Annotated in this window: 15 protein-coding genes, 2 tRNA genes and 2 rRNA genes; 5 read left to right on the top strand and 14 right to left on the bottom strand. The window is 27.4% G+C overall.

Features of this window, described 5'->3' with window-relative positions:
- Window positions 1-60: 60 nt before the first annotated feature.
- Window positions 61-432, bottom strand: coding sequence for a single-stranded DNA-binding protein (locus NSA50_RS14570; RefSeq protein WP_195430639.1), 372 nt, complete (start codon window positions 430-432; stop codon window positions 61-63).
- Between the two features lie 145 nt (window positions 433-577).
- Window positions 578-1,420 carry a YihY/virulence factor BrkB family protein gene (locus NSA50_RS14575; RefSeq protein WP_195264453.1) on the bottom strand — a complete coding sequence of 281 codons (843 nt, stop codon included), beginning with the start codon at window positions 1,418-1,420 and terminating at the stop codon, window positions 578-580.
- Between the two features lie 213 nt (window positions 1,421-1,633).
- On the opposite strand from NSA50_RS14575, the gene NSA50_RS14580 reads away from it, so the two are divergent.
- Window positions 1,634-2,512 (top strand): aldose 1-epimerase family protein, encoded by an 879-nt coding sequence (locus NSA50_RS14580; protein ID WP_257446193.1) that lies wholly within the window; start codon window positions 1,634-1,636, stop codon window positions 2,510-2,512.
- A gap of 185 nt (window positions 2,513-2,697) precedes the next feature.
- Here the strand turns inward: NSA50_RS14580 and NSA50_RS14585 are convergent, their stop codons facing one another.
- The 4 genes from NSA50_RS14585 to NSA50_RS14600 form a co-directional block, all read right to left on the bottom strand.
- Window positions 2,698-3,330, bottom strand: coding sequence for a cyclase family protein (locus NSA50_RS14585; protein WP_195264454.1), 633 nt, complete (start codon window positions 3,328-3,330; stop codon window positions 2,698-2,700).
- A gap of 21 nt (window positions 3,331-3,351) precedes the next feature.
- Window positions 3,352-5,640 carry an ATP-dependent DNA helicase gene (locus NSA50_RS14590; RefSeq protein WP_195430634.1) on the bottom strand — a complete coding sequence of 763 codons (2,289 nt, stop codon included), beginning with the start codon at window positions 5,638-5,640 and terminating at the stop codon, window positions 3,352-3,354.
- Window positions 5,641-5,862: 222 nt separating this feature from the next.
- Entirely contained in the window at window positions 5,863-6,006 is a 144-nt protein-coding gene (locus tag NSA50_RS14595) for a YvrJ family protein (protein ID WP_195264456.1), read from the bottom strand.
- An 81-nt stretch (window positions 6,007-6,087) separates the two neighbouring features.
- The gene (locus tag NSA50_RS14600; RefSeq protein ID WP_257446173.1) at window positions 6,088-6,678 is read right to left on the bottom strand and encodes a DUF1836 domain-containing protein; all 591 of its coding nucleotides are present in this window, start codon (window positions 6,676-6,678) and stop codon (window positions 6,088-6,090) included.
- Window positions 6,679-7,142: 464 nt separating this feature from the next.
- Here NSA50_RS14600 and NSA50_RS14605 point away from each other — a divergent pair, with 464 nt between their 5' ends.
- A complete protein-coding gene (locus NSA50_RS14605) occupies window positions 7,143-7,382 on the top strand; it encodes an AbrB/MazE/SpoVT family DNA-binding domain-containing protein (protein ID WP_008676225.1) in 240 nt (79 codons plus the stop codon).
- 74 nt (window positions 7,383-7,456) lie between these two features.
- Here the strand turns inward: NSA50_RS14605 and rsmI are convergent, their stop codons facing one another.
- The 4 genes from rsmI to NSA50_RS14625 all read right to left on the bottom strand — a co-directional run bounded on the left by rsmI (window position 7,457) and on the right by NSA50_RS14625 (window position 11,182).
- Window positions 7,457-8,302: a 16S rRNA (cytidine(1402)-2'-O)-methyltransferase gene (gene rsmI / locus NSA50_RS14610; protein ID WP_257446179.1), complete on the bottom strand. Its 846-nt coding sequence runs from the start codon at window positions 8,300-8,302 to the stop codon at window positions 7,457-7,459.
- A 4-nt stretch (window positions 8,303-8,306) separates the two neighbouring features.
- Entirely contained in the window at window positions 8,307-9,056 is a 750-nt protein-coding gene (locus tag NSA50_RS14615) for a tRNA1(Val) (adenine(37)-N6)-methyltransferase (RefSeq protein ID WP_257446181.1), read from the bottom strand.
- A 248-nt stretch (window positions 9,057-9,304) separates the two neighbouring features.
- Complete coding sequence (locus tag NSA50_RS14620; RefSeq protein ID WP_195264460.1) at window positions 9,305-10,522, bottom strand: C40 family peptidase; 1,218 nt, start codon at window positions 10,520-10,522, stop codon at window positions 9,305-9,307.
- A gap of 354 nt (window positions 10,523-10,876) precedes the next feature.
- On the bottom strand, window positions 10,877-11,182 hold the full coding sequence (locus NSA50_RS14625; protein WP_195430628.1) for a hypothetical protein: 306 nt from the start codon (window positions 11,180-11,182) through the stop codon (window positions 10,877-10,879).
- A gap of 351 nt (window positions 11,183-11,533) precedes the next feature.
- On the opposite strand from NSA50_RS14625, the gene NSA50_RS14630 reads away from it, so the two are divergent.
- Window positions 11,534-11,609 (top strand) — tRNA-Pro (locus tag NSA50_RS14630).
- 373 nt (window positions 11,610-11,982) lie between these two features.
- Window positions 11,983-12,624 carry an HAD family hydrolase gene (locus NSA50_RS14635; protein ID WP_257446188.1) on the top strand — a complete coding sequence of 214 codons (642 nt, stop codon included), beginning with the start codon at window positions 11,983-11,985 and terminating at the stop codon, window positions 12,622-12,624.
- A gap of 42 nt (window positions 12,625-12,666) precedes the next feature.
- On the opposite strand, the gene NSA50_RS14640 is transcribed toward NSA50_RS14635, so the two are convergent.
- Window positions 12,667-13,413, bottom strand: a complete 747-nt coding sequence (locus NSA50_RS14640) for a peptidylprolyl isomerase (protein ID WP_195264463.1) — start codon at window positions 13,411-13,413, stop codon at window positions 12,667-12,669.
- A 186-nt stretch (window positions 13,414-13,599) separates the two neighbouring features.
- Between NSA50_RS14640 and bcp the strand changes: the two genes are divergently transcribed.
- The gene (bcp, locus tag NSA50_RS14645; RefSeq protein WP_195264464.1) at window positions 13,600-14,052 is read left to right on the top strand and encodes a thioredoxin-dependent thiol peroxidase; all 453 of its coding nucleotides are present in this window, start codon (window positions 13,600-13,602) and stop codon (window positions 14,050-14,052) included.
- Between the two features lie 54 nt (window positions 14,053-14,106).
- On the opposite strand, the gene NSA50_RS14650 is transcribed toward bcp, so the two are convergent.
- The 3 genes from NSA50_RS14650 to NSA50_RS14660 form a co-directional block, all read right to left on the bottom strand.
- Window positions 14,107-14,182, bottom strand: a tRNA-Phe gene (locus tag NSA50_RS14650).
- A gap of 5 nt (window positions 14,183-14,187) precedes the next feature.
- Window positions 14,188-14,304 (bottom strand): 5S ribosomal RNA (rrf, locus tag NSA50_RS14655).
- Between the two features lie 54 nt (window positions 14,305-14,358).
- Window positions 14,359-14,672 (bottom strand): 23S ribosomal RNA (locus tag NSA50_RS14660); the annotation flags it as partial.

Consider the following 14,672-nt stretch of genomic DNA (forward strand, 5'->3'; position numbering starts at 1 on the left):
GTAAGCTCTATTTTATTGCTTACCCTTTTACACTATTTATTTTAATTTATATTTTAAGCTTTAATTTGCAAAGTTATCTAAATTCTCGGTTTGTTCTAATTCTTTATCAATCCTTCTATTTCCTACGAATTTAAAATCTTCTGCAACAACTTCTGCTATATATTTTTTATTTCCGTCCTTATCTTCATAGCTTCCAGTTCTTAATCTTCCACTTAAACTTATATAACTTCCTTTCCTCATATATTGACAGACTACCTCTGCTTTTCTTCCCCAAACTGTAACTGGGATTAAATCTGCCTTTCTTGTGCCATCTTGCGCCTTAAAATTTCTATCTACAGCAATTATAAATCTAGTAAATACTTTATCGCTTCCCTCTAATGCTCTAAGTTCAGGGTCCTTTATTAATTTTCCTAATAAAACTATTTTATTCATTTTTGCACCTCCTGAATATTTCTTCTTTGAGTATATCCACTTAGTATTTTTCTATACAAAAATAAACAAAATATTATTCATTTTAAGTAAATATTTTATTCTAAGTTAAAAGTTAAGAAACCATTTAGATTCTTAACTTTTGAAACTACTTTATTTTTGTTATTGATAAAACTGAATTTATTTCAGCTCCTAGAATTAATATCATTGATGTAATATAGAGCCAAGTCATTAATATAAATACTGCTCCTAAACTTCCATATAATCTAGAATAATTAGCTATATTATTAATATAATATGAAAATGCTAACGAAACTATTATCCATCCCAAAGTAACTACGATAGCACCTGGAAAAACCTCTCTCCAAGGAATCTTTTTAGCTGGAGTGTATCTATATATACATGCAAATATCCATATCATCGCAAGTATTACTATTATATACCTGCTTATATTCCATATATTCTTTATTATATTATGAAATGGAAATACTGATATTAAATATTTACCTATTACTTCTCCAAATACTAACATAGCTAAAGTTAACATTATTATTAACGCTAAAGCTAATGTAAAAAATATTGCTATAAATGCTCTTTTTATAAAAGATCTATGTTCCCTAATATCATAAGCCTTATTAACGCCCTTTATTACAGCTCTGAATCCTGAGGATGCAGACCACATTGTAATAGCAATAGATGCTCCTAATAAGCCTGCATTTTGAGTATCTACTATCTCAATTACTGTAGTATCTACCAAAGTAAAAACATTATTTGGCAATATAGCCCTTAATCCATCTAAAATATCTACTGAATTTAATCTACTAAATCCTATTAATGTTAATAAAAATATTAAAAATGGGAAAAAAGCTAATATCAAATAATATGCAAGTTGAGCCCCTAAAGCAAATATATCATCATTATTAATTTTTACAATGAAATATATTATGCTATCTATAACAGACCTCTTATTCTCATTCTTATCCTTACTCATTAAACCACCACATTATTTATTATTTAATATTTTATATTATATATCAAATTTATTAAATATATTAATTTATAATATTCTATCTTATTTTTGTTACTTTATATATAATACTACAATAATTTAAAATATATAAGCAAAGCTATCTATTTCTTTCTAAAAAACTTCCAATATAGTATAATTTCTATGTAAACTATTTAAAATGGAAAGGGTGTTATGATGAATTATATATTAGAAAATGAAAACATAAAAATTTCTGCTGATACCTTTGGTGGAGAACTTAATAACTTAATTAGCAAAAAAGATTCAATTGAATACTTATGGAATGGAAATGCAGAGTATTGGAAGTATCATTCTCCAATATTATTCCCTATAGTTGGAAAAGTTAAAAATGGAGAATATACTGTTGATAATAAAAAATATGAATTACCACAACATGGTCTAGCAAGGACTAGAGAATTTAATATGATTGAAAAAGACAATAATCATATTGTATTTGAACTTTTATGGTCTGAAGATACATTAAAAGTATATCCATATAAGTTTTCTTTAAAGCTTTCATATGAACTTTTAGATAATGGAGTTAAGGTTGGTTATAATGTTACAAATCTTGATAACAAAGATATCTACTTCTCAATTGGTGGACATCCTGCATTTATGTGCCCATTAATGGACGGAGAAAAATTTGAAGATTATTACTTTGAGTTCAACAAGAAAGAAAATTCTGATTCAATGGAACTTAACGGTAACTCTGGCTACTTCACAGGTATTAAAAAACCATTTTTTAATAATGAAAGTATTATAAACTTATCTTTAGATTTATTTAAAGATGATGCTATAGTTTTTGGTGATTTAGATTCAAATATAATAAGTTTAAAATCTAAGAATCATAATAAAAGTTTATCTATGGATTTTTCAGGTTTTCCTTATTTAGCTATATGGACTAAACCAACAGGAGCTCCTTTTGTTTGTATAGAGCCTTGGTATGGGCACTCAGATTTTGATAATTTTGATGGAGAGTTTAAAGATAAGGAGGGAATTCAAAAACTTAGTGTTGGAGAATCCTTTACTGCTAGTTACAACTTATGTATAAAATAATCTTTAGCTAACTATATAACTATCAATTTTATAAACTAACCTTTAATTTATAGAACCGAAACTTATATTAATTCATATTAAATATAAAATATCGATAACAGGTATATACTTAATAACTGTTATCGATATTTCCTATATTTCTAATTTTACAATTAAATTATAATTGTATTTGTACTTTTTAAACATTAATTCGTTAATGCGATTGCCCTAACAGGTGAAGCATCTCCATCTTCTATCTTTAACGGAGTAGCCACTAAAGTAAATTCATCAGCATTTATATTATCCAAATTCGTTAGATTCTCAATTATGAGTTTACCTCTAGATAACACAACATTGTGTATTTCAAAATCTATACTATCAAATTTATCAATTGAAATAGCATCTATTCCTATACCTCTTAAACTAAAATCACAAATCCATTTAGCTGCCTCTTCTGTTAGGCTTGGAAAGTCATTAAAATAATTTTGGGTTCCCCAATAATTCTCCCATCCTGTTTTTAATATTAAGAAATCACAATTTCTCAATTTTTCTTCATATTGAATTAAATCACTAATCTTTACTTCCTTAATATTAGAAATATCAATCATAAATGCTATTCCTATAAATTCACTTATATTAAATTCTTCAATGGTTTTTCCTTTGTTAATCATATGACTTGGTGCATCTATATGAGTTCCTGTATGCGTACATAGTCTCAAGAGTTTCTCATTGAATCCATCTTTTTCAATTGTAGCTATATTATATATTTCAGGTTTCTCATCTTTTGTATATGTAGTCATATTCTTATTTATAGTGTGACTTAAATCAATAACTCTCATTTATACTCTCCCTTTATTATTTTATTTAATTATATCCCACTCTTTTGGAAGTAAATTCTTATACTTTAAAGTAAAATATCTATCATCTATGAGTAATATTCTCCCCTTATCTGTTTCAGTCCTTATAACTCTTCCAGCAGCTTGCATTACTTTATTTATTCCTGGATATATATATGCATAATCAAATCCCTTTTCCTCATAATAATCTTTTATTATGTCTCCTTCGTTAGATATTTTAGGAAATCCTACTCCAACTATTATACTTCCTATTAGCCTATTCCCTGGCAAATCTATCCCCTCAGAAAAAATTCCTCCTATAACACAAAAAGCTAGTATATTTGCACCATCTTGAAACTTATTTATGAAATCCTCCTTTTGAGATTCAGTTAAGACTTCATCCTGACAAATAGTATTATTATCACCATATAACTCTATGTATCTTTGATATATCTGCTTTAAATATTGATAAGAAGGTAAAAACACCATGTAATTACCAATTTGTTCATTTGCAAATTTGTAAATCAATTCACATAGATTATCAATATTATTTTCCCTTTGCTTAAACCTCATATTAAGCGGATGACCATAGATTTTTAAATTTTCCTTTTTAAATGGTGATGGTAATTTCATTCTATAGCTCTTTTCATTGCCCCCAAGCAAATCTATATAATAATTAATTGGTGTTAGTGTTGCCGAAAAAATTGTAGTAGAATAACTTCCCTGTACGACTTTAGATAAATTCTTAGATGGATTAACACAAAACAACTTAACCTTAACATCATTCTTAGTAACTTCTACTAAAGTTACGTATTCATCGCTATATAGTTCTGAAATTGATATGAAACTTCTTACTTCAAAATATAAATCTCTTATTTCATCATAGCCTTCTGTATTTACAGACTTTATAAGGTATTCATCACATTCCTTTAAAAATATTCTCAGCAATTTATATAAATCTTTATACTGCTCTTTTTTATAAATACTATTACTTTCAATTTCTTGAACTTCCCTTCGTATTTCTATTAATTCCTTATTAATAGAATTTAGTACCTTATATAAGTTAGGTACTTTACCCTTTATAAGTTTACTTGCTTGCATTATCTTACCCTTATAAATTTCCGCACTGAACATATTTCTAGCTCTATCCACAAGGTTATGACCTTCATCCACAAGTAATATATTTTTATCAACATCTTCCTCAAAAAAGCGTTTCAGTTTAGCCCTAGGATCAAAAGCGTAATTATAATCACATATTATTATGTCACACCATAAACTCAAATCTAATGATAACTCAAAGGGGCATACTTTATTATCTCTCGCATATTCTTCGATTTTTCCTCTCGTAAAATCATCTTCTTTTCCCAGCATATCAAATATAATATTATTTACTTTATCATAGTAATCTACTGCATATTCACAATTCTCTGGATTGCAATTAGTTTTATCTTTAAAGCATATTTTTTCCTTAGATGTTAATGTAATATTTCTGCATTTAAGTCCATTATCCTTTAATTTATTCACTGCCTCTTCTGCTACCGTCCTAGTTATTGTTTTAGCAGTTAAATATACTATTCTTTCTCCTCTATCTTCTCCTAAAGATTTCACGGCAGGAAATATAGTAGATATTGTTTTACCTATTCCTGTAGGTGCCTGAGCAAATAGCACAGCATTTTCCTTTATTGTATTAAAACAAGTAACTGCTAACTCCTTTTGACCTTTTCGATAATTATCAAAGGGAAATTTTAATGTTTTTATAGATTCATTTCTTAGACTATTTAATTTAGACTTTAATAATATCCATTTCTTATATTCATTTATTATAAAATCAATATACTCTTCTAATTCATTAAATTTAAATCTCTTATCAAAGCTTTTTACTTCTTCAGTTTCTATATTAAAATAACTTAATCTTACGCTTATTTCTTCTAATTTATTTTGAATAGAATATATATATGCATAAAATTTACCTTGAGCCCAATGTAATTCATTATAATCTTCCTCTATAAATATAAGTGATTTCATTGTGGATTTTATTTCTTCTATGTAAATATTAGTATCTTCTATAATAATACCATCAGCTCTTCCTTCTACTAATAATGTTATATCTTCAATTTCGAAGGCATGTTCCATTCTTACTTCTTTCTGATACTGACTATATATATCCTCATTACTGCTCTGTAGCTTTTGATGTGCCAATGTACCTTCTAAAGCTCTACTTTTCCCCATATATCTATCATCTAAACTACCAGTTTTCAAGACATATTCTATTATTCCTCTAACAGATTCTTTAATAATTATTTTTTTCTTCATTAAAGTTCTTTCCTATCTATATATTTTAAATAATCCATGCTTCTACTTTTACTATTTCATTTAAATAAGCATATTAACTATTTAATATATTGCTAGTATTAATTAATTATTTCATTAAGCAAAATATATATATATTATAATCCTAAAAACTAATATTTAATAGGATATAAAATCAATAAGGTACTGCTACTTATTATTAACAATACCTTATTTTGAAAGCTTTTATTTAATTGAATTAATAGTTTGTGATAGATTATTTATGCTATTAGTAAGACTCTCCAGCTTTCCTTCTATTCTTATTAATAAATATAAGGAAATTGCTATAGGAAAACCTAGATTAGCCACTAAATTAACTACCTCTTCCATAAAATCACCCCACTATTTACATATGCACTTAAGTGAGGATTTTTTAATTTATATATTAATTTAATATAGTTTTTATAATATTTATTCTGAATGATATTCATTCACTATCTTTTGAACTAATTTTTTTATAGCACTCGCTTGTGCAATAAGTGACATTACAATAACAAATGTTCTTATACTATTTTCATCTTTTTCATTTAATTTTAATTCTGAAATTATACTATCTAACTTTTCTTCATTTACAGCTGGCTTACTTAGGAAATCTTTAAAGCTTTCACTTTGAGTTTCTGAAAATATCTTATATGCATTTTCCCAAGATATTATATCATCTGATCTATCATTTATTTCATTAAATGCCAAACTGAAAACCTTTTTAATTTCTTCCGTTGTCAATACTGGCCTCATGTAGCTTAATAGTACTAATTGTATAAGATGTATTTTAGTATAGCCTCTCTTTTTTCCATCCTCTGGTTTGCTAATAACTTCGCTCTTTATATAATTTTGCACTATATTATTTGTATATTTATCCTCTATAAATTTATCATTTAAAAAATCTATAACTTGAGATAAAAATAGATCATATTTAGGTAAATCATTATAGCCAACCATGGTACTATTAGACATTTCTTCTGCAATTTCTGTTATATAATTAGTATCTATTTTTTTTACCATTATATCCACCTCTAAAAACTTATTCTTATTTTAATTATATAGTATATATAAACTTATTACAAGTTACTTCTGCCTGTTTAATTTTATTCTATTATTTCTTTAAAAGTCAATAAAAAATAATTGTCGCTTTTTTAATTTTTAATCTAAACCTCATATCTGTTATTATTTTTTACATTTTTTTCTTTTTTTATTAGTTTTTTTTTAATTTTATTTTTCTAAGATCTCTTCTTTCTTCTTTATAAGTTAGTAGACAAGCCATTCTACATTTTTTTACTATTTCCCTAGAAATTTGATTAAATAGTATTGACTTTTCTAATTTATGGTAGTATATTGTATTTATGACTTTGAAAGGCAAATTAAATGTGTATTTTTTTAAAATATTTCTCTTTTCTGTTGACTTTTAATTACATTTTTAGTAATATTAACTTGCAAGATGTCGAAACTTGTTTTAAGGAGGAAATATAATGAAATCAACTGGTGTAGTAAGAAGAGTAGATGAATTAGGAAGAATAGTTATTCCTATTGAATTAAGAAGAACATTAGATATAGCTGAAAAAGATGCTTTAGAAATCTATGTAGATGGAGAGCAAATAATCTTAAAGAAATATGAACCAGCTTGTATCTTCTGTGGAGATGCTAGAGATGTTGTAAACTATAAAGGTAAAAACATCTGTAAAAATTGCTTAACTGAATTAAAAAAATAATTTTTAATACTTATATTTAAAAAGTTATTTATAATTAAATCCCCTATGACTTCATAAAATCATAGGGGATTTAATTATAGTTCTGTTGAGTACTTATAAACTTCTTTTTTAGGTATATTTCTTTCTTTTGCAACTAATTTTATAGCTTCTTTTTTTTCTATTCCACTTTCTATTAGCTTTATTAAATGTTCTTCTATTGTTAAATCGCTCCATAAAGCCTCTTTTTCAGCTTTTATTTCATCCTCAGATTTACCTTCAATAACTAAAACAAACTCACCTCTCGGTCTATTTTCTACAAAATAATTTAATGCTAATGATATTCTACCTCTATAAATTTCTTCATGAAGCTTCGTAAGTTCTCTACATATCGCAATTTTTCTATCACCTATATTATTTAATAAATATTCTAAGGTATCTAATAATCTATGTGGAGCTTCATATAATATTATAGTATCTCTAACATTTTTAATTTCTTCAACTACAGGTTTTCTATCTTTATTTTCTCTAGGTAAAAAACCTCTAAATATAAACTTTGTTGTATCTAAACCTGAGTAAACCAAAGCAGTAGTTATTGCTGTTGCTCCTGGTAATACTTCAAATTCTATTTCTTGTTCTATACACTTTTCAACTATAACACTTCCTGGATCAGATATCCCCGGAGTGCCGGCATCAGTAATAAGTGCTATATTCATTCCATCATTTAATTTATTTATTATATCTTCACTTCTTCCTTGTTCATTATGTTTATGATAGCTAAATAAACTTTTCTTTATATTAAAATGATTTAATAGTTTTAAACTTTGCCTAGTATCTTCTGCAGCTATGATGTCTGCATTTTCTAATACTTCTAATGCCCTCAATGTTATATCCTTTAAATTACCTATTGGAGTTGGTACTAAATACAACTTACCTTTTTCCATAAATCTATTCCTCCCTACCATATATTCTATTTAATTCATCTGAATAACTACCATCCTCATTATATACATATAGTGGTGCTTCCCATTTCAAATATGCTCCACCATCACGTTGACCTTCAACTAATACTATATTAGGAGCCTTTTTACTATTTGGCTGGATCATTTGAACTCTCTTAGGTTCAATCTTATGCTTTCTCATAAGCTCAAATATATCTATTAATCTCTCAGGTCTATGTACCATATACATTCTTCCATTATCCTTTAAAAGCTTTCTAGCTGCTATTATCACATCTTCTAATGTACATAAAATTTCATGCCTAGCTATTGCTAACTTATCATTAGGATTTAATATTCCTGAGTTATTTAATTTATATGGAGGATTAACTGTTAAAACATCAAATTTTCCTAATTGATTTAAAAACTTGATATCCTTTAAATCAGCATTTTCAAATTTAACAACACTTTCTAATTCATTATACTTACTGCTCCTTTTAGCCATTTCAACCATTTCATTTTGAATTTCTATTCCTATTACTTCTTCTGGCTTATACTTTCCATATAATAAAAAAGGAACTATTCCAGTACCTGTACATAAATCTATAACTCTATGTTTTTTCTTTACATTTGCAAAGTTTGACAGTAAAACTGCATCTACACCAAATCTAAAGCCTGATTTTTTTTGAATCAGATATAAGTTATCTAATTGTAAATCATCGATAGATTCATCTTCTAATAAATTCACATCTTTATTCATTTTAAATACCTCGAATTATTTCTATAACTATATTCTTATTATCAACCATTATTATAAACTAATACTATTAATTAGAAATTCATTATCTTTATTTATATCTATATTATTGCTTTGTAATCTTTCTAAATTATATCATATAAATCAATTACTTTATAAATATTTTATTAAAGTTCAATTTACATGATATAAACAAATAAACTCCGCCAAATTTTGACGGAGTTTATAATACAATATTAATAAAATTCTAATTATAGTACTCTTCTCGCAGCGTAGAATGATGTAACTGGTGAAACTTTAACATAATCTCCAGGTTGAGGAGCATGTATATATTGACCTCCACCTACATATATTCCAACGTGGTCTGAACCATAAGTAAATACTAAATCTCCTGGTTGTAATTCTCCATATGAAACTGGAGTTCCAACATTTATTTGAGTATAAGTAGTTCTTGTTATATCTATTCCTGCTGCATTTCTAAATACAAAGCTAGTAAATCCTGAACAGTCAAAACTATCTGGTCCTGTAGCTCCAAAAACATAAGGTCTACCAATATATCCATATGCAAAATCTACTATTGCATTACCTGTAGCTGATGATCCAGATCCAGGTCCTCTATTTGGTATACTAGCTGCATTTTCTTGAGCTTGTAGCTCTTCTACTTTAACCTTAGCAGCTTCTATTGCATTATTAATCTCTTCTGTTACGATAGGGCTTTTAAGTTGATTATCTCTGATACTTCTTAATTGGCTTATAGCACTTTGAAGCTCAGTAATAGAACTAGATGATTCTAGTATTGCTAGTTGTGGTTCAACTAAACTTCTTTCTGCAACAGATAAGAACTCTTCATCAAATTTAGCTTGTTCAGCTTTTGCATCTGCAACAAGAGCTTCTTGCTCCTTCTTCTTACCTTCTGACTCAGCTAAGACTTTTTTAGTTTCCTCATTTATTTTAGCTATTTCATTTGATTTTTCTTCTAAAGAAGTAACCTTCTCATCTAACTTTTCTTTCTTATCTACTAAATCTTTTACTATTTTCTTATCAATATTTACAAGTCTAGTAGCAGAATCTAATTTAGATATAAGATCGCTAAAACTATCTGCACTAAATAAAAGTGTTAAATAACTACCTTGTCCACCTGATTTGTATAGCTCTCTTAATCTCTTTCCTAATACTTCTTCTTTTTCTGAAATATCAACCTTTGAAGTTTCGATTTCTTTCTTAGTGTTTTCAATTTCATCCTTAATAGAATCCATTTGCTTTTGATTATTGTTCACCTTTTCTTCTAATGGAGCTATTTGTTCATTTAAACCATATATCTTACCTTGAATATCTTCTATTTTCTTATTTATGTCATCATACTTTTGTTGATTTTCTATTACTTCCTGATTAGGAGTAGCAAAAACTGGTGTTACTGAAGTTATTGTTAAAGCACCAGCCATAACAATAGATAAAATCCTCTTTTTCATAAGTGTTTGGTCCTTAGACCATCCCCCTCTCCCTACGTGATATATTACCATTATAACACTTATGGAAAGCTTGGACAATGGTAATTTTTTAAAAAATGAGATATTTAGACAATGTAAATGTATACTGTACATATCTGGATAATACTTAGTTATGTAAATATAACTAATTTTATCTAAATCTCTCTATAATTATATGTTGTATACTATCGTTTTTATAATAGTTTTATGAATAATTTCTATATAAATTTATTAGCAATGTCATTAATAACTTCTATATAAAATTATTAATGACATTGCTAATAATACTATTGCTATAAAAAGTTCATTCAAATAAAAATACAGGAATATATGAAATTATATATTCCTGTATTTTTTAAGCATCTTATTTTGAACAAAAGATGCAATAGCAATAGTAAGTATAAATATTATTACTATATACTTTGATTGTTCTATGAATATATAATCTAATGCGCCTAAAATAATTCCTGCAAAACCTATAGATATATTAAATATTCCGTTAAGCTTCATAAACTTTTCAATATCACTATAGACTCCACTATCCTTCAGAAAATTCTTCATTTTTTTACTTTTTAATGATAAAAATCCCATTAATATAAATCCTATGCTACCTAAAATAATAACTATAGTACTTCCTCTCATTACTTTGACCTCCAATTAAATTATGCTTATATAAACTTTAAATCTTAAAATAATTTCATAACGTTTCATTAAGCTCATTAATATTTACTTTTAACGATCTTAAACAAATTAAAAGTAAATATACGATATACCCTAAACAAAGTTTATAATTTACTTAAAAGATACCATATTTAATAGTCATAAGTAAAGATATTATAAATATAACTCTACTTCTATTTGGCTATATAAAATCATTATAATTTTATATTAATACTATAACTTAATCATAATAGGTTTCACCTAAATAATTTAATATTTTATTTTAAAAGTGTTGACATAATAGATTATACTTACTATAATTATAATGTACTTCGGGGTGTGGCGCAGATGGGAGCGCGCGTGGTTTGGGACCATGAGGTCGCAGGTTCAATCCCTGTCACCCCGACCAAAGAAATCCTCTCTATTCGAGAGGATTTCTTATTTTTTTATAATTTATGAAATGGATTTATTTATATAGCTAGTTACAATCTATATAATCATGTACTTCATTAAGTTTATCGTCAAATCCAATAGATTTACAAGAAATTAATACTATTGGTATTATTGATATATAGGCACACAATATTAATATCCACATAAATCTTATCCCCTTTTCAAAATTCTACTTACAATCAGTATATGAAAAAGATTTCATTATTGCTATAAATTTTTAAGTTTTTTATATATAAATAAAACTTTTAATAAAATTATTACTACATCTAAGCTATATATTTAGCTTACTATAATATTGTTGAACAGTATTTAAAAGGAGGTTTACATATATGAATAATATTAAGGCAGTCATATTTGATTTAGATGGAACATTAATAGATTCAATGGGAATATGGGCACAAATAGATGAAGAATACCTAGGAAACTTTGGTTATCCTGTCCCTGAAAATCTTCAAGAAGAGATAACTCATCTTACTTTAACGGAAACAGCAACCTACTTTAAAAACAAATTTAATATAACTGATGATATAGATAAAATAATTTCAACATGGCATGATATGGCTTTTTATCACTATTCCAATACAATCAAATTAAAAGAAGGCGTCATTTCATATTTAGATTTATTAAAAGAAAAAGGCATTAAAATAGCATTAGCAACTAGTAATTCTGTTCAATTATTAGAAGCAACATTAAAAAATAATAATATATATCAATATTTTGATGCGATAACTACAACTGAAGAAGTAAAGAAATCAAAGGATAATCCTGATATCTATTTATTATCAGCTAAAAAACTAGGTATATCGCCTGAAAATTGCTTAGTATTCGAAGATATAGTACAAGCTGTTAAAGGGGCTAAGCTTGCCGATATGCACGTTTATTCAATATATGATAAAGTATCTGAAAGTCAAAAAGATGCTTTAATAGAATTATCAGATAAATACATACTTAGCTTTAATGAACTATTATAAATAAAAAAGGAATTGATATATCAATTCCTTTTTTCACTATTTTTAAGCTCTAGTAACTCCATATTTCTTTTCTAATTCTTTTACAACATCTAGATACTTTCTTTGTTGCATTTCTTGTAATAGCTTATTAACTATTTGAGGCTTAACTTCTTCAAATGCCATTTCTTTTCCTTCATTTTTATCTTCAACTTTTATTAAATGGTATCCAAATTGTGTTTGAACTGGTTCACTTACAACATTTATATCCAATTTGAAAGCTACATCTTCAAACTCAGGAACCATCATACCTCTTCCAAATGCACCAAGATTTCCACCTTCTTCTTTTGAAGGACAAGTTGAGTATTTCATAGCTGCCTCTTCAAAAGTTAATTCATTTGAATCTATTTCACTCTTAACTTTATCACAAAGTTCTTTTGAATCTACTAATATATGCTTAGCAGAAACTGTTGGTTGTTGAGTAAATTCTCCTTTATTATTGTTATAATAATTTAATGCATCCTCATCTGTAACAGTAACTTCTAATAATAATTTATTTAGTGTTAGCTGAGTTAATATATCCTTTTCTGCTTGTTTTACATTTTCCTTATATTCTTCTGTATCTTCTATATTTAACTCTTTGCCTAGCATATTGATTAATTCAAAAGAAAGCATTTGCTCTAATAATTGCTTCTTTGCCTCTACTGTTTCAAAATATGCTCTTTTATCAGCTGGGTATCTCATTATCATATTTTGTAAATCTGATTCCTTAATCTCTCTACCCGCTATGGTAGCTAAAATTTTATCTTCCATTGAAATATCTCCTTTATTTTAAATTTTAATCATTATTAATTATAACAGAGTTTATAATAAAATATATAAGTTGCAATAAATATTTATCTAATTAATCTAAATTACGATTAAGATTCGCATTATTTGTTGATAATAATTATTAATGGTATTATAATTAAATAAAGCTTAAAAGGAGGATATTATATAATGGAAATAGGAAAATTAGCGCCAGATTTTACTCTTATGGGATCTGATGGAAAGGAACATAAATTAAGTGATTATAGAGGAAAAAAAGTTATACTATACTTTTATCCTAAAGATAATACACCAGGATGCACTACAGAGGCATGTGATTTTAGGGATAATATAGATAAAATAACAGATCAAAATGCTATAGTTCTTGGAATAAGTAAAGATAACTTAAATTCACATAATAAATTTATTGAAAAATTTAATTTACCTTTCATTTTATTAAGTGATGAAGATAAGATTGTTTGCGAATTATACGATGTTATCAAAGAAAAAAATATGTATGGTAAAAAAGTTTTGGGTATAGAAAGAAGTACATTTATAATTGATGAAAAAGGTTATTTAGTGAAAGAGTTTAGAAAAGTTAAAGTTAAAGGACATATTGATGCTGTCCTAGAAGAACTTAAATAATAAAATTACAGAGCATAATAAAAAAGCACTAACTAATGTTAGTGCTTTTTATTCTGGTGGCTCGACCAGGAATCGAACCAGGGACACGAGGATTTTCAGTCCTCTGCTCTACCGACTGAGCTATCGAGCCATATAACCTGGCAACGTTCTACTCTCCCACACAGTCTCCCATGCAGTACCATCGACGCTGTAGAGCTTAACTTTCCTGTTCGGAATGGAAAGGAGTGTTTCCTCTACGCCATCATCACCAGATTTCAGAGTGTTCTCTGAAAATTGCACATGAATTAATTTTAAGCCTGTTTTTTATTGGTCAAGCCCTCGACCTATTAGTATCAGTCAGCTAAATATGTTACCACACTTACACCTCTGACCTATCAACCTTGTGTTCTTCAAGGGGTCTTACTAGCTTATGCTATGGGAAATCTCATCTTGAGGGAGGCTTCACGCTTAGATGCTTTCAGCGTTTATCCCTTCCCGACTTAGCTACCCAGCTATGCTCCTGGCGGAACAACTGGTGCACCAGAGGTCAGTCCATCCCGGTCCTCTCGTACTAAGGACAGCTCCTCTCAAATTTCCTACGCCCGCGACGGATAGGGACCGAACTGTCTCACGACGTTCTG

Origin of the sequence: Clostridium mucosae (genome assembly GCF_024622765.1) — a bacterium.
Classification (GTDB): Bacteria; Bacillota; Clostridia; order Clostridiales; family Clostridiaceae; genus Clostridium.